This window comes from Vibrio chagasii, assembly GCF_002954585.1.
Lineage (GTDB): Bacteria > Pseudomonadota > Gammaproteobacteria > Enterobacterales > Vibrionaceae > Vibrio > Vibrio chagasii_A.
Map to the genome: position 1 here is coordinate 1,500,573 of NZ_MSCI01000001.1, position 24,961 is coordinate 1,525,533.

19 protein-coding genes and 1 pseudogene are annotated in these 24,961 nt (G+C 43.6%); 7 read left to right on the top strand and 13 right to left on the bottom strand.

Translation table 11 applies throughout. The features are described from left to right. Window positions 1-102 precede the first annotated feature (102 nt). The 5 genes and pseudogenes from BTO10_RS06965 to BTO10_RS23575 all read right to left on the bottom strand — a co-directional run. The gene (locus tag BTO10_RS06965; protein ID WP_105024058.1) at window positions 103-507 is read right to left on the bottom strand and encodes a putative signal transducing protein; all 405 of its coding nucleotides are present in this window, start codon (window positions 505-507) and stop codon (window positions 103-105) included. A 72-nt stretch (window positions 508-579) separates the two neighbouring features. Further along, window positions 580-798, bottom strand: a complete 219-nt coding sequence (locus tag BTO10_RS06970) for a hypothetical protein (protein WP_105024059.1) — start codon at window positions 796-798, stop codon at window positions 580-582. A 450-nt stretch (window positions 799-1,248) separates the two neighbouring features. Then, window positions 1,249-1,665, bottom strand: a complete 417-nt coding sequence (locus BTO10_RS06980) for a VOC family protein (RefSeq protein ID WP_105024060.1) — start codon at window positions 1,663-1,665, stop codon at window positions 1,249-1,251. A gap of 135 nt (window positions 1,666-1,800) precedes the next feature. Next, window positions 1,801-2,313, bottom strand: a complete 513-nt coding sequence (locus tag BTO10_RS06985; protein WP_105024061.1) for a hypothetical protein — start codon at window positions 2,311-2,313, stop codon at window positions 1,801-1,803. Window positions 2,314-2,776: 463 nt separating this feature from the next. Next, window positions 2,777-3,106, bottom strand: a pseudogene (locus BTO10_RS23575) (recombinase family protein); the annotation flags it as partial. 563 nt (window positions 3,107-3,669) lie between these two features. Between BTO10_RS23575 and BTO10_RS06995 the strand changes: the two are divergent. Continuing rightward, on the top strand, window positions 3,670-4,902 hold the full coding sequence (locus BTO10_RS06995; protein ID WP_105024062.1) for a DUF711 family protein: 1,233 nt from the start codon (window positions 3,670-3,672) through the stop codon (window positions 4,900-4,902). 255 nt (window positions 4,903-5,157) lie between these two features. On the opposite strand, the gene BTO10_RS07000 is transcribed toward BTO10_RS06995, so the two are convergent. Continuing rightward, window positions 5,158-6,990, bottom strand: a complete 1,833-nt coding sequence (locus tag BTO10_RS07000; RefSeq protein WP_105024063.1) for an ABC transporter ATP-binding protein — start codon at window positions 6,988-6,990, stop codon at window positions 5,158-5,160. Between the two features lie 551 nt (window positions 6,991-7,541). On the opposite strand from BTO10_RS07000, the gene BTO10_RS07005 reads away from it, so the two are divergent. After that, window positions 7,542-8,516, top strand: a complete 975-nt coding sequence (locus BTO10_RS07005; RefSeq protein ID WP_004736890.1) for an arginine deiminase-related protein — start codon at window positions 7,542-7,544, stop codon at window positions 8,514-8,516. A 96-nt stretch (window positions 8,517-8,612) separates the two neighbouring features. On the opposite strand, the gene BTO10_RS07010 is transcribed toward BTO10_RS07005, so the two are convergent. The 3 genes from BTO10_RS07010 to BTO10_RS07020 all read right to left on the bottom strand — a co-directional run bounded on the left by BTO10_RS07010 (window position 8,613) and on the right by BTO10_RS07020 (window position 10,948). Continuing rightward, on the bottom strand, window positions 8,613-9,245 hold the full coding sequence (locus BTO10_RS07010; protein ID WP_105024064.1) for an esterase/lipase family protein: 633 nt from the start codon (window positions 9,243-9,245) through the stop codon (window positions 8,613-8,615). A gap of 112 nt (window positions 9,246-9,357) precedes the next feature. Then, complete coding sequence (locus tag BTO10_RS07015) at window positions 9,358-10,197, bottom strand: helix-turn-helix domain-containing protein (RefSeq protein ID WP_105024065.1); 840 nt, start codon at window positions 10,195-10,197, stop codon at window positions 9,358-9,360. Window positions 10,198-10,375: 178 nt separating this feature from the next. Beyond that, a complete protein-coding gene (locus tag BTO10_RS07020) occupies window positions 10,376-10,948 on the bottom strand; it encodes a porin family protein (protein ID WP_004736887.1) in 573 nt (190 codons plus the stop codon). A 515-nt stretch (window positions 10,949-11,463) separates the two neighbouring features. On the opposite strand from BTO10_RS07020, the gene BTO10_RS07025 reads away from it, so the two are divergent. Beyond that, window positions 11,464-11,946, top strand: a complete 483-nt coding sequence (locus BTO10_RS07025; RefSeq protein WP_004736886.1) for a hypothetical protein — start codon at window positions 11,464-11,466, stop codon at window positions 11,944-11,946. 196 nt (window positions 11,947-12,142) lie between these two features. Here the strand turns inward: BTO10_RS07025 and BTO10_RS07030 are convergent, their stop codons facing one another. Continuing rightward, entirely contained in the window at window positions 12,143-14,215 is a 2,073-nt protein-coding gene (locus BTO10_RS07030) for an ATP-binding protein (RefSeq protein ID WP_105024066.1), read from the bottom strand. 206 nt (window positions 14,216-14,421) lie between these two features. On the opposite strand from BTO10_RS07030, the gene BTO10_RS07035 reads away from it, so the two are divergent. The 4 genes from BTO10_RS07035 (at window position 14,422) to lhgO (ending at window position 20,667) form a co-directional block, all read left to right on the top strand. Continuing rightward, a complete protein-coding gene (locus BTO10_RS07035; protein WP_004736884.1) occupies window positions 14,422-15,762 on the top strand; it encodes a sigma-54-dependent transcriptional regulator in 1,341 nt (446 codons plus the stop codon). Window positions 15,763-16,083: 321 nt separating this feature from the next. Further along, entirely contained in the window at window positions 16,084-17,097 is a 1,014-nt protein-coding gene (locus BTO10_RS07040) for a TAXI family TRAP transporter solute-binding subunit (protein ID WP_004736883.1), read from the top strand. Window positions 17,098-17,245: 148 nt separating this feature from the next. Further along, window positions 17,246-19,423: a TRAP transporter permease gene (locus BTO10_RS07045; protein ID WP_102424953.1), complete on the top strand. Its 2,178-nt coding sequence runs from the start codon at window positions 17,246-17,248 to the stop codon at window positions 19,421-19,423. Between the two features lie 26 nt (window positions 19,424-19,449). Further along, on the top strand, window positions 19,450-20,667 hold the full coding sequence (gene lhgO / locus BTO10_RS07050) for an L-2-hydroxyglutarate oxidase (protein WP_105024067.1): 1,218 nt from the start codon (window positions 19,450-19,452) through the stop codon (window positions 20,665-20,667). An 86-nt stretch (window positions 20,668-20,753) separates the two neighbouring features. On the opposite strand, the gene BTO10_RS07055 is transcribed toward lhgO, so the two are convergent. Genes BTO10_RS07055 through BTO10_RS07065 form a run of 3 tightly spaced genes read right to left on the bottom strand, consistent with a single transcriptional unit; the run spans window position 20,754 to window position 24,902 of the window. After that, a complete protein-coding gene (locus BTO10_RS07055; protein WP_004736880.1) occupies window positions 20,754-21,527 on the bottom strand; it encodes an ADP-ribosyltransferase in 774 nt (257 codons plus the stop codon). A gap of 15 nt (window positions 21,528-21,542) precedes the next feature. Beyond that, the gene (locus BTO10_RS07060; protein ID WP_004736878.1) at window positions 21,543-22,292 is read right to left on the bottom strand and encodes an ADP-ribosyltransferase; all 750 of its coding nucleotides are present in this window, start codon (window positions 22,290-22,292) and stop codon (window positions 21,543-21,545) included. A gap of 12 nt (window positions 22,293-22,304) precedes the next feature. Beyond that, window positions 22,305-24,902, bottom strand: a complete 2,598-nt coding sequence (locus tag BTO10_RS07065) for a hypothetical protein (RefSeq protein ID WP_105024068.1) — start codon at window positions 24,900-24,902, stop codon at window positions 22,305-22,307. Between the last annotated feature and the right edge of the window lie 59 nt (window positions 24,903-24,961).

The following is a 24,961-nucleotide window of genomic DNA, read 5'->3' on the forward strand; positions in this document are numbered from 1 at the left end:
TGGCTAAATCAGCTAGAAAGACAGATATAAAATCAGTATTTGAACCACTTAACTTGCTTCTTCTTTTTATGGCTTTGCTTACATTTCTATTTAAGTCACGACTCAAAGTTTTTCGCTGAACTCATCACACTGATTGCACTTATAACCCTGTTTATAGAAAAACAGAGGAAAGCCTAACAATATGAACACCAGAAACGCTGGCCGCTTACCCTTTGTATAGGCAGATAAGTCACTACTTCCGCAGTGAGGGCAAATGTCTAGCTTTTCTCCTATTTCTTGAGAGTGACTTTTTAGGCATTCAGAAAAATCACTATTAAGAACTTCGGTTGCCTCCTCTAAGTCCTCTTCTGAAACCATTAATCGAACACCTCCAATTGCATTCGAATATAGCCATTGTGTATTCACCGTATGTTCATCTCCAATGAAGCTTTTAATACCAGCACTTTCTAGGTTAGCTTTGGCAATATGGGCTTCATGTGGAAAAGAAAACCTTACTACTACAATCATGAATTTCTCCTCAAGGCATAGACATAATGCCCCCACGAATGAGCTAAAGTCCTAACAGTCACCATTTCTCGATTATGACGCTGTGGGGTAGATAACCTTATCATCACAAAAGCTTATAGATTCTAAATGACTCACTTCTAACTTGTTCAACATTTCACTGTCTAGCTCATGAATTTTGAAACCGAAGACAAGGTGAACCCCCTCAAGTGCTTCATCAGAAAGTAACGTTTCTAGGATTAATGCTTGTTTTATAAGTATGAGCCCAGGTCGATTAGAAATATCCATGTACATACTTCAATCTTTCAACAGCCTCACTCCCACTCAATGAACAAAGATAATAAAGTCATTAGCCACAAGGCTATCCTGAAACACTTACAAATCTATCTTAAACCGATGTTACTCGATAAAGCCCAAAATACCGACGTTTCCTGGGGCATGGCGATGGTCAAAGATGAAGCTCTTAAAGCCGTAATTGTGCATACTCGTGGCAATTAAGCAAAACCCGCGAAGTTATTGGGCATTAGTCGTAGTAATTTCACTATCAAAATAAAAGATACAGCCTTTCAACGACAAGGCAGGTGAAGCTTCACTGTGCCAGTATATTTGATGTGCTCTTTAAGAGTTTAGAACACCGACTTTCAACTAATCGTAACTCATTATTGGACAAAACCTTGTTAGATTAAATGACTTAGTTGCATCAAGATCAGGTATGAAAAAGTATCTTGAAACCAAAGTCTCTTGTTATGTGTGTTGCTCCATTTCTGCTTTATAGAGCTCTGAACCTACAGCTATCTCCCACAAGTACCCATCTGGATCAGAGAAGTAACCTGAAAAACCACCCCAAAATACAAGCTGCCCTTGCTTTACGATTTTCCCACCATTTGCTTCTGCCTTGTTCAGAAGACTAAGCACTTCACGAGAAGAGTCGACATTTCTAGCCAGTGTAATACCGGCAAAACCTGAACCATCTGGTTCAACACCAACATCTTTAGCTAATTCGGGTTTAGGAAATAAAGCTAACTCCGGTCCATCAACATCCATGAATACAATTTCATCAGATTTATAATCTGTACGCTCTAACCCAAGCACCGCTTCATAAAACTTTGCTGAGGACTCGATATTTGATACGCCCAGCGTGATGATTGATAGTTTTTTCATATTTTGCTCCGAGCACATAACGCAGCGTTAAGTAGTGAGCAACGCTACCATTGAACCTAACCTATTGTGCCGTAAACACTAAAACTGATTCAAACCCAAAATGCCAAGCGTTGCGAATCTGTCTTAAACGCTTTGTTAGGCATTTATACTACGTTCCATTTTTTGAACTACAAGATCTCGTACTTTTGCTGACAAAAAGTGTGTTGGGATATAGCGCAAACTATAGGATTGCCTTGACGGTCTCATACGTGTTTTTACATAGTTTAGAATTAATTGAGCATGATCTTTATCCCATGCCCACAGTAGCTCACCTCTAATCGGCCATTGCCAATAAGCATCAGAAGGCCAACACAACACATGCTTGTTATTCACATGGCAACTCTGACATTGTACAAGTCCATTAGTTAATAGTGGATAGCCTCCTTTACCAGTGTTACCACCGCCTCTCAGATACTGACATGAACTCGATGGCGGCTTCCAAGATACTTGTGATGGAAAACGTTCCACTACTGTCCAACCTCCCCACCTATGAGTTGGTCGATTGTCATCAGCATTAGCTTCTATTTTTGGCCAGAACTCAAATGGTTCTTCGAACTTTGCTAAATTGCCACAATTTGGGCACTTGATATCTATTGGTTCGTACTTCATTTTAAATGCCTAACAGCTATATTAGACAGAATAATTCTGTACTTAAATATAGAATTATTCTGTCTAGTATCTTTATGACGTAAACCATACATCTGTTTTGCTTTGAATAACAATAGTTTAAGTTCTACAGTTCCGTACCTACATCACTAAATACAGATTTTTTCTGTATAGCATGAATTGATCGGCAAAATATGTTCCAGCCTGATGCTCGAATATGTGTTAGACAATTTGCGAACAAGCTATTGCCACAATAGTTATCATGCTAGATTCATAAGTTCTAAACACACTTTGGGGCACAAACGAGTCAGACAAGCTTGAAGCTACAGTGTGATCACCAAGCGATTCTGTCGTACCTTAACTACCAAGCGACTTTGTCGTTAGCCTAATTACCGAGGGAAATTTCACTATTCCATTTCACTTGGTCTGCCATCACAGAGCCTAAACCTAAGTAGGGTACACTCACCTACTCACCTTCGCGCTGAGCATTCATCTTCTTAACGACACGTACAACTGTTCTCGCTGAGACGCCTATCATTTTGGCTGTCTCATTGACGCTCATCTGGTTACCCACTCTAAGCTTGTAGATTTTTTCATGCAGCTCTAAATCTGGCTTTCTTCCTTGATACTTCCCTTCTTTCTTAGCCTTCTCGATACCTTGTTTTTGGCGTCGGCGTCTGTCTTCATAATCTTTTCGAGAAATTGCAGCCAACATGTCCATCATCATGCTATTGATGGCTTTGAGCATTGAGTACGTGAACTCATCAGAAATTTCTGGGGCCAGTGCAATATGAACAGCACCACCAATACTGGACACTAAGTTAAACGACTTTACATACCCTTATTTATTCATAAATAACCAATTTAGCAAAGCCACGAGCAAATTTGTGTTCAAAAGTGAGTCTCAAATCCAAGTGCTCCTATGTGATCACCAAGCGACTTTGCCATAAAACTTCGTTCAGTGATGAATAACAGTTAATTGAGATGTCTACAACAAGCCCCCAATACAGCCACTTTCTATTCTTTGTCCATACCATAAACGTTCTTTATCAGAGACAGATATTTGCTGAGTAAAATAGCTATTAGATCGGAGCTAAGACTAAAAAATCACTACGCTAGGTTGGCTATACTTATACTGTGTTTAAGGCATCGAGTGAGTCATGCCAAAAACTCAGTCCGCTATCTAATGACTCCTCAGTTTAGGGCGTTCAGTTTTATGTGCGAGTTACGCAGCAAAGCCATTCTGTACTCTAAAAATGATCAGAAATTGTATCTTATTTAACAGCCGCTGAATGACTACTATTAGCTTTGATTAATGCAAAAATAAATGAAACCGCTAGTCAATTAAGGTTGTTGTGTATGAAATTCAAAAACAAAGAACTGTGTAAAATAAGGACTATTACTACTTTTTTGTCATTAACAAATGATAAAAAAACTTGGAGAAGTCAAATACAAAAAGCTGCTGATTTTTGTAATAATCTATCTGAAAAATTTATTAGTCAGGGCTATATAGTTCAATCTATTCGTATTGTCACCAATCCGTTTGGTGAATACTTAAATACTTTAAATATAGAAAGTGCTAAAGCTGATTTAACTCTACTAAGTAAATTGATTAATAGCCATAATAAAAGCGGATTACGTATTAGATTTGCTATCGGTGAAGTTAAAACTAAACATGAGCTTAGCCTTCTTCCTGAATTAATACGTGACTTCGGAGATTTGTGTAATGCTTGCGTTAATGTATCACCTGATGAGTTTGGTATTCTTGATAATGAGATGATTGACTTAGCAGCAACAACCGTAAAAAGAATTAGTGTAATAACTAGCCATGGTGAAGGTAACTTTAATTTTACAGTTAATTTTAACTGTAAACCATTTATCCCATATTTTCCTGCAAGCTACCACCGTTCAGAGCTTGAGGATAGCTTTGTGATTGGTTTGGAAACACCAGATCTTTTAGTGCAAGTATTAAAAGATATAAATGAAAATTATAATATTAAAAACCATAACGAAGCATTCAAAATATATTTTGACGCAATGAAAACTGCTTTGCATTATCATATCGAGGAAATTAATCAACTTATTTTAGATTCAACGACAACAGATAGCTTCAATTTTGCAGGTTTTGATAGTTCTGCTGCACCGTCTAAAAGTTGCGCAAGTATGGTGGAAGTATATAAAGAATTAGGCGTTAAAAACTTTGGGGCCGCTGGTACAGTTGAGGTCTCTTCATTGTTAACTCGCGTATTTAAGTCAATGACTCACGTTAATCTAGTTGGATTTTCAGGCGTAATGCTCGCATTGACAGAGGATACAGGGCTTGCTGAGAGAACCTTAACTAGTGATTTTGATATTCTGACCTTACTTACTAATAGTGCCGTCTGTGGTATCGGGTTAGACACAGTACCGATTCCAGGTAACACATCAATAGATAAAATTTCAGCGTTAATGCGCGATACAGGGACAATGGCCTATAGGTTGAATAAACCATTAACTGTGCGTTTGTTTCCTATTCCAAATTTAGTAGCAGGTGATGTTACTCAGTTTGAAAGCGACGATTTGTGTAACTCTGCCGTACTCAGTGTGGATTAAAGCGTAAGTAAAATTACTCACTCATAAAATGCCTGATATATTACAGTGGGGCTTATCTCTTTCTCTACATAAACAAAAAATTAAAGATTATTGAGTAAGATTTTTAAGATACATACCCTAATGCAAAAACAAGCTAGCTGAACGCTAATCGTGAAAACCAGAGCATGAGCTCTGGTTTTTTTTAGAAGCGATGTACTTATATTCTTCGTTATATTGTCGCCATTTAATGTTCTATTCTAATTAATGTTTAAAAGCCTAATTCTCGGTACCGATAAAGCCACCAGTCTGGTGATTCCACAACTGCGCATAGATACCATTTTGGTTAATCAGATCTTGGTGCGTGCCTTCTTCAACGATATTACCTTCATCTAAAACGATCAGGCGATCCATTGCTGCGATGGTGGATAGGCGGTGCGCAATTGCGATAACCGTCTTACCTTCCATTAGTTCAATTAAGCTCTCTTGGATTGCAGCCTCTACCTCTGAATCTAGAGCTGAAGTCGCTTCATCAAGAACCAACAGTGGTGCATTTTTCAGAAGTACACGTGAAATTGCTACACGTTGGCGTTGACCACCAGATAGCTTAACACCACGCTCGCCCACTTGAGCATCGTAACCAATGTTGCCGAACGGGTCGGTTAGGGTTTCGATAAACTCATGCGCGTGCGCTTGTTTGGTTGCAGCATACACCTCTTCATCCGTCGCTTCCGGACGACCGTAAAGAATGTTGTCTTTGATCGAACGGTGAAGCAGTGAAGTGTCTTGTGTCACCATACCAATATTGCTGCGTAGTGAGTCTTGAGTAACGCTTGAGATCTCTTGATCATCAATCAGGATACGACCGCTTTCGACATCATGAAAACGCAGTAACAAGTTAACCAGCGTCGATTTACCAGCACCAGAACGTCCAACTAAACCTACCTTTTCACCGGGTTTGATTTTTAGGTTTAGCTTGTTGATAACGCCTTTGTTTTCACCGTAGTTGAAGCTCACGTTTTCGAAGTTGATGCCGCCTTGTGGAACCTTAAGTGGCTGTGCATCTTTCTTGTCTTCGATAGCGATCGGCTTCGACATGGTTTTAATGCCGTCAATCACGGTACCTAGGTTTTCAAACAGGCCACCGATCTCCCACATGATCCATTTAGACATGCCGTTAATACGCAGAGCCAAACTCACCGCAATCGCAATGGCACCCACAGTGATTGCGCTATCGAGCCATAGGTAGATAGAGATACCCGCGATACTGAATACCAGTAGGTAGTTAGCGAATTCCACACAGATGTTGAAGCCAGTAACAAGGCGCATTTGGCGATACACGGTATCTAGGAAGCCTTCCATGCCTTCTTCGGCGTATTCGGTTTCACGTTTACTGTGCGAAAACAGTTTTACTGTCGCGATGTTGGTGTAGCTATCAACAATTCGACCTGTCATGAGTGAGCGAGCGTCTGCTTGTTCCGATGATACGTCTTTGAGTTTCGGCACGTAGTAAAGCTGAATGCCGATGTAGACGAACAACCAGATCAACATTGGAGCCATTAAACGCCAATCCGACTCGGCCAGCATGAACAGCATCGCAGTGAAGTAAACCGTCACGTAGACAAACACATCAACCATTTTGGTCACGGTTTCACGTACCGCGAGCGATGTCTGCATTACTTTGGTGGCAACACGCCCAGCAAAGTCATCTTGGTAGAAAGATAAGCTTTGCTTTAACAGATAGCGGTGCGCCAACCAGCGAATCGACATCGGATAGTTACCGAGTAAGGTTTGATGGAGCAACAGTGAGTACACGCTGATCAAGATTGGCATTACGACCAACAGCAGTACACCAAGACCCATAAGAGTGGACTTGTTGTCAGCTAAGAAGGTTTCTGGGTTGCTTGTTGATAGCCAGTCAACCAATTGTCCCATGTAACCAAATAGCGCCACTTCGATGATCGCAATCGTCATGCTCATGATACCGAGCAAGATGAGAGGCTTTTCAAAACCTCGCGTGTAGTGGCGGCAAAATGCCAGTATTCCAGCAGGAGGTTGTATCGGCTCTCCCTTTGGAAAGGCTTCAGTAAAGCCTTCAAACTTTTTGTACATAGATTTCCCTTTATAAACTCGTGTCTCTATAAGCAGCGGCATCGTCGTGCAGCTTTGTTTTTATAGTCTCAATTTAAATTTTCACAGTCTTAGTTTGAAATTTTATGAGCGCCCATGCGTTCTTATAAGCATTAAATCATTCGATAGAGTTTGGTTTAACACCGTGTTTTAGTGATCGCGAAAGGTCCAAAACGTATTGTGTATGACGCTTATTTTAGATTGGATCAGATGGGAAGAGTTAAGCTTATTTCAAACGTAATTGATTGTTATGCAACGGTGATAATCCTAACGCTAAATGGATTAAATTGTAACCTAAACTCGCGGTAACACAGAAAAGAGCGCTCGGATATTTATTCAGCAAATTCTTTAATTGATATGCAAACTGTTTGTTCTTTCTGATGTGCTGTTATCTTGCAGTAAAAATTACGGTTTAAACTGGGTTTGGCAGTAAATGTTTGGGATAAATATTCAAATCATTATTCTTTTCAGTGAATCTTGTCGTAACAACTTGTTTACAATCCTGAGGTAAATAAAAGATAGGGACGGTTGAAATGTTAAACCTACACAAAAAATCACTTCACATTACTAATGTTCAAAACGCCAATTGCGTTGTTATGGTGCCGCCAAAAGAATTTCGATTTAACGAAGAAACTGCACGTGATAACGAGTTTCAAAACAGAGTTAACCTCACCGAAGCTGAGGTGAAGTTAGAAACTATGGCTGAATTTAAGGCGATGGTGGCTTCATTACGTAAAGAGGGTGTGCAAGTTGTAGAGTTTGATTATCCAGAGCTTGGTGTGGAAACGCCAGATGCGGTGTTCCCAAACAATTGGTTTAGCACCTGTAGCGATGGCAGCTTATTCACCTTCCCTATGGCCTGTGAAAACCGTCAGAATGAAGTTAAACCAAATGCGCTTATTGAAGCTTTAGAGGCGTCGGGTCGTATTGTTAACCATACTGAGTCGCTAGAATCTTACATCGCACAAGGCTCTTATCTTGAGAGCACGGGTGTGATGGTGATTGATCATATCAACAAGACCATCTATGCCGCGCTTTCTCAACGTTGTGACCGTGAAGTGTTGGAGGATTACGCAAAGCGTATTGGCTATTCACGCGTGGTTTCTTTCCAAACGGCATTGCCATCTGGTCAGCCGATTTATCATACCAATGTAATGATGGCGATTGGTGATAACTTCTGCGTAATCTGTGATGAAGTGATTCCAGAGTTCGAGCGTCGCTTCGTCGTGAAGTCCCTTGCGAAAGACAAACAAGTGATCTCGATTTCGATTGATCAGATGAACCGTTTCTGTGGCAATATCCTGCAGCTTGAAACCGTGAATGGCGACAAGGTGATCGCGATGTCCCAATCGGCTTACGATGCGTTCTCTCCAGCTCAGCTTACTCAGCTGTCGACTCACGGAAAGTTGCTCCCATTCGATGTAAAAACCATTGAAGACATTGGTGGCGGTTCAGTACGCTGTATGCTCGGTGAAGTGTTCCTGCCAAAACGAATAAACCGTCTGTAATAAACAGGTCTTATAGAGTTATGAATCCCATTCTGATTGCAGATTGGGATTTTTATATTTATCGTTTAATAGCTTGAAGCAAGCATGGGATAAAGGCTAGGAAGCCATCTGGAAAGTCCTGTGCTCGATAAACTGGACAGAGCGCGTGACGACTTCCTTAGAATACACCAAGGCAGTGTGGTTGACGTTGAGCGCGCAAGTGTCTGTTGCCCCTTTCAGGTTTGCGTCTTCAAGAGTGACCGTACCATCGCCATGATTTTTTCCTAATACGATTCGTCCTACGCCAGCGTCGTAGGTGCCAGTAATCACACCAATTGGCACATCATTATCGTAGTCACCAAGCCCATCGTTGAGGATGTGTTTGGTTGAACCAAAAATGAACCCAAAGCCATGATTAGAAAGCGTTTTAGCTATGGTCGCACCATTGTGTGGTGTGCCCGCAGTAATGATGCAGGTGTCAGCGAAGTGTGGTTGGTAGAATTTAAAGTAATGACGAATCAGTAAGCCACCGAGTGAGTGACCAAAGAAATAGACTTTATCGTGCTCATCAAAGCGTGCATTTACGAAGCGATTTAGGCGTTTTGCTGCGGATGGGAAGCGCAGTGAGTTGTAGGCAAACTTATGGGTAGTGAAGCCGCGTTTCTTAAAGTTTCTATCTAGATATTGCATGATCAACGCAGGCATATACAGACCATGAATTAAAACTATGTGTTTGTTTTTATTATTCATTATTGCCCTCCGTCTGATGGTGTTTCCAGTATATGGAGTCGCAATCCTAAACTCAATAAAACTTGCTACGAATGAGGCACGATAGACAGAGATCTAATGTGTGGTCAGTTCGTTACTCTGACCTGAAACCGTCATATACATCTATGGTTAATCCACCTTCTTTGACATAGGTATTTGGTGTGAAGCCAATGGTCTTTTTTAGGTAACGAATCAGGTGTGGTTGGTCGCTAAATCCAAATTGAAAAGCGACGTCTAGCCAATCTATGTCATTCAACTCTTTCTTATAAAGATATTCGAGCATTGCTTCGAGTTTGTTCATGGATTGGCACTGCTTTAACGTTAGGCCTGTCACTTTGTTAAAGCTTCGTTCGAGTGTTCTTTGAGAAAAAAATAGCGTGTCACTAAGTTCAGCTATCGGCGTTGAACCAAGCACACTCAGTACTTTTCGAGTGAGGTCACTATGTCTATCGTTTGTAGCGGTGGATAACCAAGGTAGCAGCAAGTCATCCAACTGCTGGCAACAAGCTTCAAAGTCGCTTTGAGCAAGCTTAATCAGTGACGTTACATCGGCATCAAAATTGTTGAGTAGAACTGCAAGGTCGATGGTGTTGACGCGATCTAAGCTTGGATGCGGGCAATCAGGGATTGTGAGCGAGTATAAAGCGCCGGCGTGGAACTTGATGCCCAAGTGAATAAACGGCTTCGAGTGATCCAGTTCTATCGCCTTATGATGGGGCAATAATAGGTGGCTGCCAACTCCTTGTTGGACTTGTTGATTTATTGTGTAGTGATACGGTTGGTCGCTGGGTGACAGAATCAAATGTGCTGAAGGGGCAGGGGGGAGTATCGGAAATTGATGAGTTTGAGCGTCGGGCGTTTTCTCGATTAGCCAATAACAATCAATGTATTGAGCAACAGCTGAGGGTTTAGGAGACTGTAACCAATAGCTCATTCTAATTTCAACCTCTAATTAGGTTTATGTATGGTGATAAGTTTTTAAATATCTTCTACCAGTGCCTATGAATCATAAATGGCAATATTTACGCGCTGTGGAATGATAAAATTCACTTTGCCGTTTTGATTGCAAAGTGAATTATTTACGTTAGGGTGTTCTAAGTAGGTTCGCTACATTAGAAGTTGTAAGAACCACCTAGGCTAACACTGCTGAATGCCAGTGTCTTATCTTCGGTTTTGAATGGACCGTAGTAGTTTTCTACGCTCACGGCATCAGCTTGTGAAATTAGGCGTAGTGTTAGGTTTTCGATTGGCGTGTATTCAACACCAAGGCCAAAGTGGAAGCCTGTACCGCTGTCATCATTGTAACCAGCGCTCTTGTTTGCGTGTAGGTCAACAGAGCTAAGACCAGCCAACACGAATGGGCGAATCGTGTTGTCGAACGTGTAACCTAGGTTTGCAGATACGGAAACAGACGTTGGAGATACTTTTGCTGTGCCCTGTTTGTAGTTTGCGTAATCATTGTAGCCAAGTTCAACACCAACGATACGGTTGAACTGGTAGCCACCATATAGGTTGTAACCCATACCATCTGAATCTAGGTTACCTTGACCGTCTGTATCAGAATCTTGATACACACCAAGGCCGCCACCGATGTACGCACCGCCGTCAGTTCCTGCTGCTAGGGCAGGAAAAGAAACCGCGCTGATTAAGCCCAGTGCCAATGCTGATTTCGCGAATTTGTTCATTGTTCTTACTCACTCTTTTATGTCATGCAGTATCAAGTATTTTTGTTATCGGCCTTTGACCGTTGGTGAGCATTATTCCGCAGTCTTATACGTATTACTGTATGGCTTTGTAAGCTAAATCGTTACATAGTAAAAGCTTATAAATAAGGGGATATATTTTTGTTAGCGTGAATAGTGCTCTAATTTTAATTTGATATGTTTGTATTGGAGATATTGTCCTTTCGTTACAAAAAATATTGTTCAAGAGTTTGCACAATAAACGGTAGTAAAAATTGGAATACATGTCATTGAGCTCGACTTGGGAATTGCAGTGCATCCACTCATAAAAATTAATGACGAAATGAGTAACACTCTCATGGGGATTTTTCTCGCTGTTATTATGTTGAGTTTATTTTAAACTACTATCAATTAGTAATATAAACCATAACAATTACACAAATTGTAACAAGTTTTATTTGATTTAAAAATTTCAGGTACTAACATTGCGGTAATTCAATTGAACAGTGTTTTATATTATGAGAAAGAAATTTTTTGCTTTGTTACTTTTGCCATTCTTAACACATGCTAAGAGCTCTGATTATGTTGTAGGTGCTGGGTTGAGTGCTGACAATAACCATATACTAGGTGGTTCAAGTAAAGAGACTTACATGCTTAGATCCGGCATCATTAATAATGATACTCACCGATTTCTTGGAACAGTTACCTACTCAAGTGAGAGTAAGTTGACTAAATACCTTGGCTCGTATGACTATATGTATGGTTTAGGTTCAAGTGGTAAGTTTAATACATTTATTGGTATAAGTGCTGGTTATAAACATCAAGACATTGACACTCCTGATAATAATAGTTTTTATTTATTCGGGGGGCAGGCTGGTGTTAATTACTTTTTCAGCGAATCTTGGTCTACAGAATTAGGATATCGAGTGCTAAGTGGAAGCACACAAGAGGATGAATGGATAAAAGATGAGTTATACATGACGCTAGATTACCGCTTTTAGAAATCTTATAGTATTTAATTTCGTAATTACAATGAAATATCTTTTCAATTACGATGATTTTATTTGTAAATGTATTTTTATCTTAGTGGTCAACATTTTATATTCTTGAGTAATATAGCAATAGGTTATAATTTTTTAAATTTATAACTATACATTTTTTATATTGATTTCCGATGGCGCATGCCTGTAAATGTTGTTATTGCTCATGTTTATCGTCGATATTTTTTAGCGTTAGCGTGAACGTCATTCCTTGAGCTGAGTTGTTTTTAGCAATCAAGTAGCCTTGCATATCGCGTACATTGTTGGCGGTGATGGCGAGCCCGAGTCCGAGCCCTTCGCCCATTTTTTTGTTGGTGTGGAAGGGTTCGAAAATGGTTTCTAGTTGGTCTTCGGATACGCCACAACCGTTATCTTGCACCTTGATGATCACACGCTCTTGTTCGGTATGAGCACTGATAACAATGGTCGCTGTTGACTGATTTTGCGTGGCATCGATAGCATTGCTTAAGAGATTACCGAGTACTTGTCTAAGTCGTGCTTCTTCTCCCATCACCATTGAAATATTAGAGGCGACACGTACTCGAATATCGACACGTTCTAACGCGGCTTGGTGTATGCGCAGGGTTTCTTGAAGTGCGTCTGTTAGTGAAACCGGATAAGGCTTTTCCAATCTTTGAAAGGCGAAGGACTTCAGCTGACTCGTCATGTTGGCCATCCTGTCGATCAGGCTCATCACCAGGTCCATGTTCGCTTTTAACATCTTAGTCTCGCCTCTTTCCATCAGTAACTGATTACTTGAAAGCAGGGTTTTTAGGCCAGTAAGCGGTTGATTGAGTTCATGAGTAATTGCGCTAGACATCCGCCCCAATGCGGCAAGTTTGCTTGATTCGACCAACTCTTGCTGTGCATCTTTTAGGTCTTGAGTTCGCTCTTCGACCCTCAGCTGTAGTGTTCTATTGGCTTCTTGTACCGCGATCTCCGCTTTCTTACGTTTACTGATATCAATCACAGTACACAGGTAATAGGTTGTGCCATGCCAAGGAAAGGGACTAATCGAGAACAATACCGGGAAGTTGCTGCCATCACTGCGTCTTGCCATGGTTTCAACACTGGTGATTTCGGCCAGCTCCTGATGTTGCTCTAAGTTCTTCAGCAACTGCAAAGTGGTTGAGTTCGGGTTACCGGCCTCAAAAAGTTGCCATGCTTTGATGTTGCTGATCATCGAATCGGATAGGCAGAAGTAGTTTTTCGCCATCAAATTAATGTCGTGGATGTGACCGTGTTTATCGATCAGCACAAGTCCTACGTGGGTCTTGTTGATCATTCCAGACAACCGTTTTTCCGACTCTTCGATAAGCTTTTGGATTCGTAGGTTACTGAGCTTTTTCTGGCGTCTCTGGTAGAGAATGACCAGCAATAGCATGATGAAAAGACAGCCCACCGCCACACTCCAACTTATCCAATTCGTAGTTTGGTTGAGGCTAGTTAATGGGGTGAGGTAGGTTAAACGCCAGTTGAGGTCGTCTAACTTGATCGACTGAATCAGATAGTCTTTACCTTGCAGTCGCCACACGCGAATGTGGGTTTGATCGTACAACTCGCGTGTGGTGGCAGTAGGCTGGGAGCTGAAGGTGTCGTTAAACCAATCTGCACTCAGTTTGTGGTCACTTGAGAGAAAAAATTGTTCGCGAGGGTTTTGGAACAGTACCGCTTCGCCATCGGCGAACCATTGATCGGTCAGCAGCGACAAATCAATCTGCACCGCAACAATGCCCACCACATCAGCGGCTCGATACACCGGAGCGGCAATAAAATAGTCTGGGGTGACGCCTTTGTTTTTGGTTACTACTGAAATCGCCCCACCTTGCTGGTGGATCTTGGACACTATCGTATTGGCGTTTTTACGGCTGAGTTGGCTGCTTTCGACACTCGATACCAGCAAATCGCCTTTGTGGGTGAGTAGGTACCAACCTTTGGTATTCGCTGCTTTGTCCAATTGGATGAGCTGCTTTTTTATACGCTTTTCAAGGCGGTTTTCGCCATCGATAAAACGAACCGTGGTTTCATCATTGGTGACTAGGTAGGGCAGGTAATAGAAACGTTTTAGGGTTCGCCTTGCTTCAGCGATATATCCAAGGAAGCGCTGCTCAGCATAGCGCTGCGCTTGTTCAAGCTTCCATTGACTGATCCCGTTTTTGGTTGTGACTTGCACTAAGCCAATTATTAAACAGGAAAATAGGAATAACCAATATCGATTGTTATTCATCATTCTTGATTAAATCCCTTTAAAATTAGTGGTTTAAAGTCATTTTGTGTTTGCTTTTTGAGCACGAGGAGAGTGAAACAAGTTGAACCTAACAAACATCATAAAACTGTTAAAGAGGTGTTACTCAAAGTGGGAGCTAGCTCCTTTTCGTCGGCTCGGTTTTTGAATACCGTGGGCGGCATATTTGGTTCAAGTGTTAGGAACAGACCATGCAACGTATAGCTTTGATTGAAGATGATGCGATTGTGCGTCAAGCAACCAGCCAATGGTTACAGTTGGCTGGCTTCGACGTCACTGCGTTTGAGGTTGGGCAAGATGCGTTAAACGCAGTTAAACAGGGGGACTTTCACACCATCATTAGTGACGTGCGTTTGCCCGATATTGATGGGGTGGAATTACTTGGAAGATTTAAGAGTTTGGTGCCAGAAGTCCCTGTTATTTTGATCACCGGGCACGGTGATGTTGATATGGCGGTAAAGGCGTTACATCAAGGCGCCTATGATTTCATCGAAAAGCCGTTTGACCCTGAACGGCTTTCCCAAACCGTTTCTGAAGCGGTCGAGAAGTACCAAAGCAGCCAAGACAGAGTTAACCGTCAAAGCTACTTAAATAACCTAAAGGGTATTGAGCAGGTCCTGATTGGTCGCAGTAAGGTGATGTGTGAACTGCGCGAACAGATACAGAAGGTGGCTTCCATAGACACTAATGTGATCATCTATGGTGAAACTGGCTGTGGTAAAGAGTTGGTCGCTTCTTGCTTGCATGAGTTTAGCGAGAGAAAAAGACACCCTTTTGTACCGCTCAATTGTGGTGCCATTCCTGAAAATTTGTTTGAGAGCGAACTGTTTGGGCATGAGGCCGGAGCCTTTACTGGTGCAGCTAAGCGACGCATCGGTAAGCTTGAGTTTGCTGATAAAGGCACGGTCTTCCTTGATGAGATCGAGAGCATGCCTTTGTCTATGCAGGTCAAAGTGCTAAGAACTTTACAAGACAATGTCGTTGAGCGTGTGGGGGGTAACCAGCAGCAACACGTTGATTTGAGGGTAGTATCTGCCTCGAAATGTGACTTATTGAATCATCCTGACTTTCGCCAAGACTTATTCTATCGTCTGAACGTTGCCCAGTTGCACTTGCCTCCGCTTAGTGAGCGTGAGGATGACGCTTTGATTCTTTTTGAACACTTTACTCAAGAAGCGAACAGCGAAACTCGAGTAGCCAGTGAAGCGGATCGCCATGCCTTATTGTCGTATGCGTGGCCGGGGAATGTACGTGAACTTCGCAATGTTGCGATTCGTTTTGCGTTGGATGAAAGCCTAACGGTTGGGGATATATTGGCGTGTCGCCCCAATTCGGTAACGGAATCTGCCACAGCGGGAATTCCGTTGGCGGTGCAGGTACAGAGTTTCGAACGTAAGGTGATTCACGATGCGTTAGTGCGTTATCAAGGGCGCATTAATGATGTGATGCAAGACTTAGATCTACCTCGCCGAACATTGAACCAAAAAATGGTGCGCTATGCGCTGAATCGAAGCGACTATGTCGAATCTTAGTGAGCAACAAGACTGTAGTGTTTATTGAAAGTTAATGAGCAATAAATGGCTCACTCTGTATTTGCGATTTTATAACTGTTGGTCACATTTCTCACGTAAAGTGTGATGTAGCTAACTTTATATAGATGTTAATGCCCTTTTTTAGTAAGCAAAAAATTGCTCATGCCATCAGTATGTAATAAGCAATAATCCGCCTACCGTTATTGATCTTTTTATTTAAATTTATTTAAATCAATAACTTAAAATTTGGCATTGTGCTTGCTATCTGGCTGTTGTTGTTAACAAAACTATAACGTGAATAACTCTACATGGAGAGTAACAATGAAATACAACAAGCTAGTTAAAACTTTAGCAATCGCAATGGCATCTATTGGCCTTATCAGCAACGCCTCTGCTCAAGAAGAGCGCAGCTATATTCTAGCGACAGCTTCAACAGGCGGCACTTACTACCCTGTAGGCGTAGCGTTGGCGACATTGAGTAAAGTTAAGCTTGCGCCGAAGCAGCACTTTTCTTTGGCGGCTATCAGTTCTGCAGGGTCGGGCGAGAACGTAAAACTGCTGAATGAAAATGAAGCCCAGTTTGCTATCTTGCAAGGCTTGTACGGCGCGTGGGCTTGGCAGGGACTAGGGCCATACGAAAAATCGGGTAGCCAAACTCAGCTGCGCTCTGTCTCTATGCTTTGGCAAAATGTTGAACACTTTATTGTTCGTTCGGACCTAGCTGAAACAGGCACCATGAGTGATTTAGAAAATCTGAACGGCAAGAAATTTTCTATCGGTAAGAAAAACTCAGGTACAGAAAACTCAGGTCGTCAGATTATGAAGGGCCTATCAGTGAACCCAGAACAATTTAAACTTGCCTTTATGGGTTACGGCGGTAGCGCGAGCGCATTGCAAAACGGCACCATTGATGGCATGAACACCCCAGCAGGTGTACCTGTGGGCGCGGTAACCCAAGCTTTTGCAGCTCTAGGTGAAGATATTCAAATCCTGTCGTTTACCGATGAACAGATCAAACAAGCGAATGGCGATTACAACATCTGGACCAAGTACGAGATCCCTGCCAATACCTACCCAGGTGTTGATAAACCGATCACTACAATCGCTCAACCTAACTTCCTAGCGGTTCGTGAAGATATCTCAGAAGAAGATGTCTACCAACTGACCAAAGCTATCTATGAAAACCTACCTTTCCTACAAGGTATCCACAAAGCAACCAAAGCCATGGCGCTTGAGAAAGGGATTGCAGGTCTGCCTGTTCCACTTCACCCGGGCGCAGCACGTTACTACAAAGAAGTGGGCATCGAGCTTCCTTCTGAGTTGATCGTTAACTAACGGCTTTCGTCGACTAACTGTTTTGGTCGATCCCCAATCTTTAATGGCTTAACCGCTAGGTGCGCGTTCACGTTGTGAATGGGTTCGTGCGCCTGCATATTTTATGGATTTTCTCTGCGCATTTTGTTGTAGAGAGCAGGAGTTTTCTATGAGCGATTCGCTGCAGCAGGAACTGAAAAAATTTGAATTGCCGACCCGAACGGATTTTCCTTGGGTAGGCAAAGCGATAACAACCATGGGAGTGATTCTCTCCCTATTACACATTTGGTTTAATACCTTATCTACCTTACCGGAGCTTTGGATCTCTGCGACTCACTTTGCTGGTTTCGCGATCATTTGTGCGCTTTGGTATCCCGCTCATATCTCGCTGAAAAAGAGCAAGGTGGCACTTGCTGTCGATATCGGGATCGCATTGGCAGCATTGGCTTGCCTTATCTATATCCCCTTTGCAGAGGATGCACTTTATGAGCGAGGCGTGAAGTTCATCGCCAGTGATTGGTTCTTCTCTATCTTGGCGATTGCTATCGTCATCGAGCTGATTCGTCGTACCATGGGCTGGTTTATTCCTGTACTTATTCTGGTGTGTTTGAGCTACGTAGTGGTGTGGGGGCAATGGACCAGTGGCATCTTCCACTTTCCTGGTTTGAGCCTTGAGACACTGCTCTATCGAAGCTTTTATTCATCGGAAGGTATGTTTGGTTCTATCTCTAGAATCAGCTGGACCTTCGTATTCATGTTTATCCTATTTGGCGCTTTCTTAGTGCGCTCGGGTGTCGGTGACTACATTATTGATGTCTCTCGCGCGGCGGCGGGCAAAGTGATCGGTGGGCCTGGTTTTATTGCGGTGATTGGCTCTGGTTTGATGGGCTCAGTGTCTGGCTCTAGCGTGGCTAATACGGTGTCGACAGGCGTTATCAGTATTCCTCTGATGCAAAAAGCGGGTTTCCCTTCACGCTTTGCTGCTGGTGTGGAAGCTGCTGCATCAACAGGTGGGCAGTTGATGCCACCAGTGATGGGGGCAGGTGCTTTTATCATGGCGTCTTACACGCAGATCCCTTATGTCGATATCATTGCGGTCTCTTTCTTGCCAGCGCTTATTTACTTTTTGTCAGTGGCGTTTTTCGTACGTATTGAAGCGAAGCGTAGCGGTGTACAAAAAGTCTCTTCGGGTTGTGAGCCTCTATTAAAAGTACTCTTGTCTGGTTGGCATAATCTTATCCCTCTTGCGGTGCTGGTGACTCTATTGGTGCAAGGCTTTACGCCGACGTACGCTGCGGGTATCTCAATCGTCTCGGTAGTGGTTGCTTCGTGGTTCTCCAAAAACCATAAAATGGGACCAAAGGCGATCATCGAAGCGCTTTCTCAAGGCGCAAAAAACATGGCAACCACAGCCGTATTACTCGTGGGTATTGGCCTTGTGGTCAATGTGATCAGCACCACCGGGATAGGTAACACCTTCTCGTTGATGATCAATAGTTGGGCCAATGGTGACTTGTTGGTGATGATTGCCTTGATCGCGCTGGCATCTTTGATTCTCGGTATGGGTCTGCCAGTTACCGCGGCTTATATCGTGTTGGGTACTCTGTCTGCTCCAGCCTTGTACAAGTTAATTGCTGAAAGCCAGCTGCTTGACCTGTTGGTTTCGGGTCAGTTACCAGAGCAGGCGAAAGCAATTTTCATGTTGGCAGCACCAGAAAAGCTGGAACTGCTTAACGCACCTATGGCTCTGGAAACTGCAAAAGAACTGATTGCGTTAGTGCCCGCTGATTTTGTGGAAACGCTGCTTGAGCAAAGCTTAGGCTTGGAAGCGATTAGCCTTGCTCTATTGTCTGCACACTTAATCATTTTCTGGTTATCGCAAGACAGCAACGTGACGCCACCGGTTTGTTTGACCGCTTTTGCGGCAGCGACAATTGCTAAAACGCCACCAATGAGAACGGGCTTAATGGCATGGAAGATCGCTAAAGGCTTGTACTTGGTGCCACTGCTTATCGCTTACACCAACTTGGTAAGTTGGGATGTGACCTCGGTTTTAGTGACTGGTGGCTTTGCTATTATTGGTACTTATGCATTTATTGCAGCGATTGAAGGTTACCTCGAGAGCGAAATCAATCTTGTGTTGCGCGCGGTATTGATTGCCTTAGGTGTGGCTTTAGTTTGGCCTGATGTGTCAATCGTGATTCGCCTGGTCGGTGTGGCACTGTTTGTTGCTATCTTCATCTACAGCGGTCGTAAGTACGATATCAATCAAGTGAAAAAGCCGTCGGATGAAGAGCAAAAGTCTTTGCCTCAAACCGAGCCTGATACTGTCGCTTCTTCCCTATAATTTAAAGGACTGAATGTAGGAACATTATGAACTCAATATACGACTATATTATCGTTGGTGGTGGCATTGTTGGCGTGTCGACGGCATGGCAACTGCAACAAGCTCACCCTGATAAAAGTATCCTTTTAGTCGAAAAGGAGCGTGGCTTTGCGCAGCATCAAACGGGTCACAACAGTGGTGTGATTCACGCTGGCGTTTACTACGCTCCGGGTAGCTTGAAAGCGGATTTCTGTAAGCGAGGCGCAGAGCGTACTATCGCGTTTTGTCGTCAACATGATATCCCCGTCGAAAACTGCGGTAAGTTATTGGTTGCGACCAATGAGCAAGAAGTTGAGCGCATGAACGCGCTCTATCAGCGCTGTCATGATAACGATATTGATGTCGATTTATTGGACCGAGCGCAGCTCAAACTCGCCGAGCCGAACATCACTGGTTTAGGGGCGATTTACGTCAAAACCACCAGCATCGTAAACTACAAAAAAGTCACTGAAGTGATGGCTCAGCAGTTTGTTGAGGCGGGTGGGGAGTTGAGTTTAGGCACGGAAGTTATCCTGGCTGATGAGCAAGACGATGAGGTTCAGTTAACCTGCAAAGTGGATGGGCAAACCTTGCAGTTGAACAGTCGATTTTTGATCACTTGCTCAGGCCTAATGGCGGACAGAATGACCAAGATGCTTGGTATTGAAACTGACTTCCAAATCCTCCCTTATCGCGGTGAATACTATCAGCTTGATCCTAAACATAACCAAGTGGTGAACCACCTTATCTATCCGATCCCTGACCCTGAACTGCCTTTCCTCGGTGTGCATTTAACACGCATGATTGATGGCTCGGTAACGGTAGGGCCTAACGCGGTTCAAGGGTGGAAGCGGGAAGGCTACGGTAAGTTGAATTTTAGTGTTAAGGATACCTTGCAGATGCTGAGCTTTGCTGGCTTTTGGAAGGTGACGGCTAAGCACCTAAAAACCGGTTTGGTTGAGTTCAAAAACTCGTGGTGGAAGGCGGGGTATCTAAAGTTGGTTAATAAGTACTGCCCAAGCATCACTGTGTCTGACTTCAAACCCTACCCGGCAGGTATTCGTGCTCAAGCGGTACTGAAGGATGGTACCTTGGTTCATGACTTCCTGTTTGCGGAAAGCCCAAGAAGCTTGCATGTGTGCAATGCACCATCGCCAGCGGCGACCTCAGCGATGCCTATTGGCGAATACATTTGTGGCAAGATAATGCGTAAAACAAGCAGTTAAATTACCCCAGCTTCAATAATAAAAAAGACCATCATTATGATGGTCTTTTTTTTATCAGCCGCTTACAAAGTAGCAGGCACGCTAGACTACAGGCAAGAGAGTGAACTGCGGCTGCGAGCCGCGACTTCTTCACCGCTGTAACTGTCATAAATGTGGATATCAGGTTCCGCTTTTAGGTACCGTGAGGGGTTCTTTATTTCACGCATCTTGATGTAGTTCTTCTTCGGTGAGACTCGCTCAATCGCTTCTACTCGAAAGTAGGTGTTTGGCTTCGCGAGTATTTCTGCTTCATCTGGTTTGAACGTGTACGCGTTAATGGCGCGACCTGCCGACTTGAGTTCAATTTTGAATTGAGCAGCAGAAGCACCTTCATAAACACCGGCTGAAGAAAAGTGCTTGGCGACACTTGGTAGAGTTGATGTCGATAAAAACGCTTTCTCATGCAGAATATCACCCACGTTGAGTTTATCGAGCAGTGAGTTCTTGATGGATGAGCCACGATAAACCGTACCTTTGTAGTTAGGCAGTTTATTCATGACATTTCGCATGTGGAATACGCGTGATTTCAATGTACGGCCAAACATTTCGGATAAGTAGCCTTCAGGCTCTCCCGCTCTCATGTATTCATTCACCACATCATGGTCAACTCGACCGTAATTCTTAATGGCAGAGTACTCTTCACTGATCATCTTTTTTTCAGCTTTTACATGGTGCGTCGTTGCCCAATCCATCAGGTCATCCGCAATTTGTTGTTGCGCCTGATAGGAGAGTGAACGGCCTTTAAACTCTGGAAACTCCTCACTCTGTGCCGAAAAACTTGTCAATAAAGAGAGGCAAAGCCCCCAAATAAATTTTTTCATTGCTTGATCCTTAGCTTATGTACAAACGAGAGAGTGCCAAAATGACGCTTCTACTTCTTCGCCTGAATAGAGGTTATATTTCTGAGTATTTTTGGCGGCAGATGCCTTTACCGTTTCCACGCCAATGTAGGTGTGGTTAGAGGTTCGCTCTATCTGGGTGATTCGAAAGTGTGCATTTGGCGCAAATAGAACCTCTGCTTCTTTGCTGTATTCCGAAAGCCCAGCAATGGTGTGCCCCCCCTGATTGATCTTGACTTCAAACAGTACTCGCTTGAGCCTTTGCGGGGAGTTGGGATGCACTACTGAAAAGCGCTTAGCGACTTCTGGGAGAGTCGAAGTTGAGGTAAATGCTGGCTCGACCAACACGTCCCCCTCTTCGAGCTTATTAAGCAGAGATTGTTTTACCCAAGTGCCTCGATAGGCGGTCCCTTTGTATTTTGGCAGCTTGTTGAGTGCCGATTTAACCGTGCGAATGTACTGCCTCGCATCCGCCCCTGCGACACCCCATGTTGAGGTGTCAGTGGCTCTTAGGTAGTCATTAGCGGTCTGATAGCCAGAAATGGAAAAGTCTTCCACTGCTTCCTTTTCATTAGCAGTGATGAAGGAATAGCGCCAATCATTGGAAGCCTTTGACCAGTCTTTGAAGTCTTCTGCTAGCTGGGTCACTTCTTCCTCTGAACGGTTTGGCTGTTTGAGCGAATCAAACGGTTGAGAGAAGGTCGTAAAACTCAGACAACAGAGCAGTAATAAAAAACGAGTATTCATAGTGTCCGCCCTTTATTGGTATTGGTAGCTGTTAGGGCTTAAATCACATGGAATGCCGAAAGTGTTCTGATTGATGACGGCATATTTCAGAGCCCCAAACATATTGAGCTGTTGGCGAGTGACGGCGTCGTACCATTCTGAGATAGGCGAAATCCAATACAGGTCATCATCAGCCGCAACATCAAGCAGTGCGCTCTTAAGGTATGGGTAGTAAATCATGCAGCTACGGCCCGGTTTATCGGTAAAGTTTTCATTTGTATTGCTTAACTTATCGAGTTTTTGATTGAGTTCAGACGTTGGGTTAAAGATGGCGTCGATAGAGCGCTCAATGCGCGCATCGTAGCTATCAGGGATGATGTCTGAAATCAGGTAGCGCATAAGGTGAGCAGGCAGCATCTCTGAAAACAGAGCGGTGACTTCACCTTCCCCAGAGGCGTAGTGCCCAGTAGAGATATGCTGAGAATGGATGATCGATGTATAGCGCTGGAATTGGCCCACTTGTGAATGTAGCCACTCAACACCGTTGCTGTCGGAGACACTGATCGCTTCAGCAAGACGAGTTTTTACGATCCCTTTCGCGAGTTGCAGCGTGTTGCCTTGCAGGTGAGCAAGATCCAGTGAGGACGATTTCAGTGCAGAATAAATCAGTGGCGCATTTTTCTGAAGATCAATGCTACCTGGGTAAGTGAAGCTATAAAACTCGACGGCTCTCTTAGCCTGCCATTCACTCTCTAGCGCAGTGGTGATCAAGCCACCAAGCTTTTGATAGCGCTTCGAATGCACATAGGCGCCTTTGCCTGAGTAATTTGCGTGCCAATTGTTGATGTAATGTAGCGACGCTTGTCGTGAAAGGTTCTCTTTTTGAAGGTAAGACAAGCTCCACCCAGCACATGCGCTACCGCCACCACATTCACCTTCAAGCATTGCGCTTGAGTCCAGTAACCAGTGATAAACCTGTTGTTTGTCGAATTCAGCTTGCTTTTTTAGACGTTGCTGCGCAGAAAAATCCAGCAACTGTTGTTCCAACCAACGCTCCTCTGCTTCGGCATTCCAACCATGATCAATTAGGTTACTAAGTGAATCGAAAAGCACGCGTTTTACTGCTTCTTTGCTTGGCGGCAAGATCTGAGCAATAACGGTATCTTCAGATGGAATAAATGGGCGAGTTTCTGCTGGCACCCAAGCGTACTCAACGCAACCCCTAAAGTTTGGATCGCCTCCTAGAATGCCAATACGAACGCATTTTTCGTAACCACTTTGCAGGACGATCTGTTTGTTTCGTATTTCTTGTGTTGTTGCTGGGCGCCCTAGAATACTGCGTGTCATCTCATCAATGGCGCTGCGCTCGGCTTGTCCCTTGAAGAAATTATGCATGGTGTCGACCGAACCTGAACGGAATAGTCGCTCTATGGCGATATCACCTTGTGTGAACATCTCTCTTTGTAGCTTACTCATCAGTAGATTGACATGATTATCTGCCGTTTCGATGATCTGTGTTTTAGCCGCAAGTGTGCGTGCATACAACTGTTGAACTGCAGCTTGGTCTAGCCCCTCAATTTGACCTGTTCGCAACTCATTCAGTTTGGCAATGGCTTGATCTAGCAGGTTCTGCTGACAGTGCTGAAGTTTGGCCAATGCGCGGTTCGCTTGGCGTTTTGAAGGTAATGCTGGTGGTAGGGAGTTACTCTCTTCAATATCATGATCAGGATAAAGGTCTGCCAGCACTCGAGTTTCCTCGTTACAGCTAGCGGCAATATCCGATGCAAATAGACGAGAGTCTTTATGGTCGAGAGCCAGTTGGCTAAAGATGGCTTTGCGGAGCTCGTGGTCGACCGCGGTGATCAGCTCTTCCGCCATAATGGTCTGAGCTTTTACCACTTCTTGATAATGCTGTTGGTATTTGAGGGCAAGATCGGTGGCAAAGCCGCGTGCAACGGCGTTCAACATCGCTTGCTGGTCTGAGGCGAGTTCTGCCCAATAAATTTTGTCTCTTAAATCTTGCTGGGTGACGAGATCTTCATGAACGTGATAACTGTAATGGTTACCTGCTGCAATTCTATCCCAGCGACTACTTAAAATTTGGCGGTCAATCTCTCTTGCGGGCAGCTTTAAAACGCCAAACCAATCGACGAGCCCCATTACTGTGGCAAACCGATCGTAAGAGGTACGTGATTCATCTTGGAAGCTCGTTGCGACCTCATTTGCCCAAAGCCCAACGGCAACCGCGTCGCCAATCGGTCCCAGAGCTTCCAGTGCACCTTTCGCTAGCCCTGTCGTTGAACGGCCCAAAGTGTCCATCAGCCTTACAGCTTCCTCAGGTGCTAGCGTAACAGCTGAGGTGGGGCCTGTTTCTAGTAAGGTGGCAGTTTCAGGGAAAACATCACTGGCTTCAGAGAGAGAGGGTTTTAAGTCGACAATGTGCTCTGGCGCTGATGGAAACAGGTTTTCAGGAGTAATACCTTCACCGAAGGCATCATAGTTTTTCTGTCGGATCTGATGAAAGCTTTCGCTGTCCAAGACATTATATTCGTCTCCGATGTTACAGACCTGAAAGGCATTAACGTTGGATGAAATCATAGCAGTAATAAGTGCTAATCTTTTTAACTTCATAGGTTTATCCTTATTGTTAGCGAAGTTATATGCTTAATTTAGAAAGCAAAAAGCCTCTC

Bases quoted from the DNA above. Each gene is read 5' to 3' on its own strand.
- BTO10_RS07040 (WP_004736883.1), top strand. From the start codon at position 16,084: ATGAAATACAACAAGCTAGTTAAAACTTTAGCAATCGCAATGGCATCT.
- BTO10_RS07045 (WP_102424953.1), top strand. From the start codon at position 17,246: ATGAGCGATTCGCTGCAGCAGGAACTGAAAAAATTTGAATTGCCGACC.
- BTO10_RS07020 (WP_004736887.1), bottom strand. From the start codon at position 10,948: ATGAACAAATTCGCGAAATCAGCATTGGCACTGGGCTTAATCAGCGCG.
- BTO10_RS07060 (WP_004736878.1), bottom strand. From the start codon at position 22,292: ATGAATACTCGTTTTTTATTACTGCTCTGTTGTCTGAGTTTTACGACC.
- BTO10_RS07030 (WP_105024066.1), bottom strand. From the start codon at position 14,215: ATGATGAATAACAATCGATATTGGTTATTCCTATTTTCCTGTTTAATA.
- BTO10_RS07035 (WP_004736884.1), top strand. From the start codon at position 14,422: ATGCAACGTATAGCTTTGATTGAAGATGATGCGATTGTGCGTCAAGCA.
- BTO10_RS07000 (WP_105024063.1), bottom strand. From the start codon at position 6,990: ATGTACAAAAAGTTTGAAGGCTTTACTGAAGCCTTTCCAAAGGGAGAG.
- BTO10_RS06970 (WP_105024059.1), bottom strand. From the start codon at position 798: ATGTACATGGATATTTCTAATCGACCTGGGCTCATACTTATAAAACAA.
- BTO10_RS07005 (WP_004736890.1), top strand. From the start codon at position 7,542: ATGTTAAACCTACACAAAAAATCACTTCACATTACTAATGTTCAAAAC.
- BTO10_RS06980 (WP_105024060.1), bottom strand. From the start codon at position 1,665: ATGAAAAAACTATCAATCATCACGCTGGGCGTATCAAATATCGAGTCC.
- BTO10_RS07065 (WP_105024068.1), bottom strand. From the start codon at position 24,902: ATGAAGTTAAAAAGATTAGCACTTATTACTGCTATGATTTCATCCAAC.
- lhgO (WP_105024067.1), top strand. From the start codon at position 19,450: ATGAACTCAATATACGACTATATTATCGTTGGTGGTGGCATTGTTGGC.
- BTO10_RS06985 (WP_105024061.1), bottom strand. From the start codon at position 2,313: ATGAAGTACGAACCAATAGATATCAAGTGCCCAAATTGTGGCAATTTA.
- BTO10_RS07025 (WP_004736886.1), top strand. From the start codon at position 11,464: ATGAGAAAGAAATTTTTTGCTTTGTTACTTTTGCCATTCTTAACACAT.
- BTO10_RS07055 (WP_004736880.1), bottom strand. From the start codon at position 21,527: ATGAAAAAATTTATTTGGGGGCTTTGCCTCTCTTTATTGACAAGTTTT.
- BTO10_RS07010 (WP_105024064.1), bottom strand. From the start codon at position 9,245: ATGAATAATAAAAACAAACACATAGTTTTAATTCATGGTCTGTATATG.
- BTO10_RS07015 (WP_105024065.1), bottom strand. From the start codon at position 10,197: ATGAGCTATTGGTTACAGTCTCCTAAACCCTCAGCTGTTGCTCAATAC.
- BTO10_RS06995 (WP_105024062.1), top strand. From the start codon at position 3,670: ATGAAATTCAAAAACAAAGAACTGTGTAAAATAAGGACTATTACTACT.
- BTO10_RS06965 (WP_105024058.1), bottom strand. From the start codon at position 507: ATGATTGTAGTAGTAAGGTTTTCTTTTCCACATGAAGCCCATATTGCC.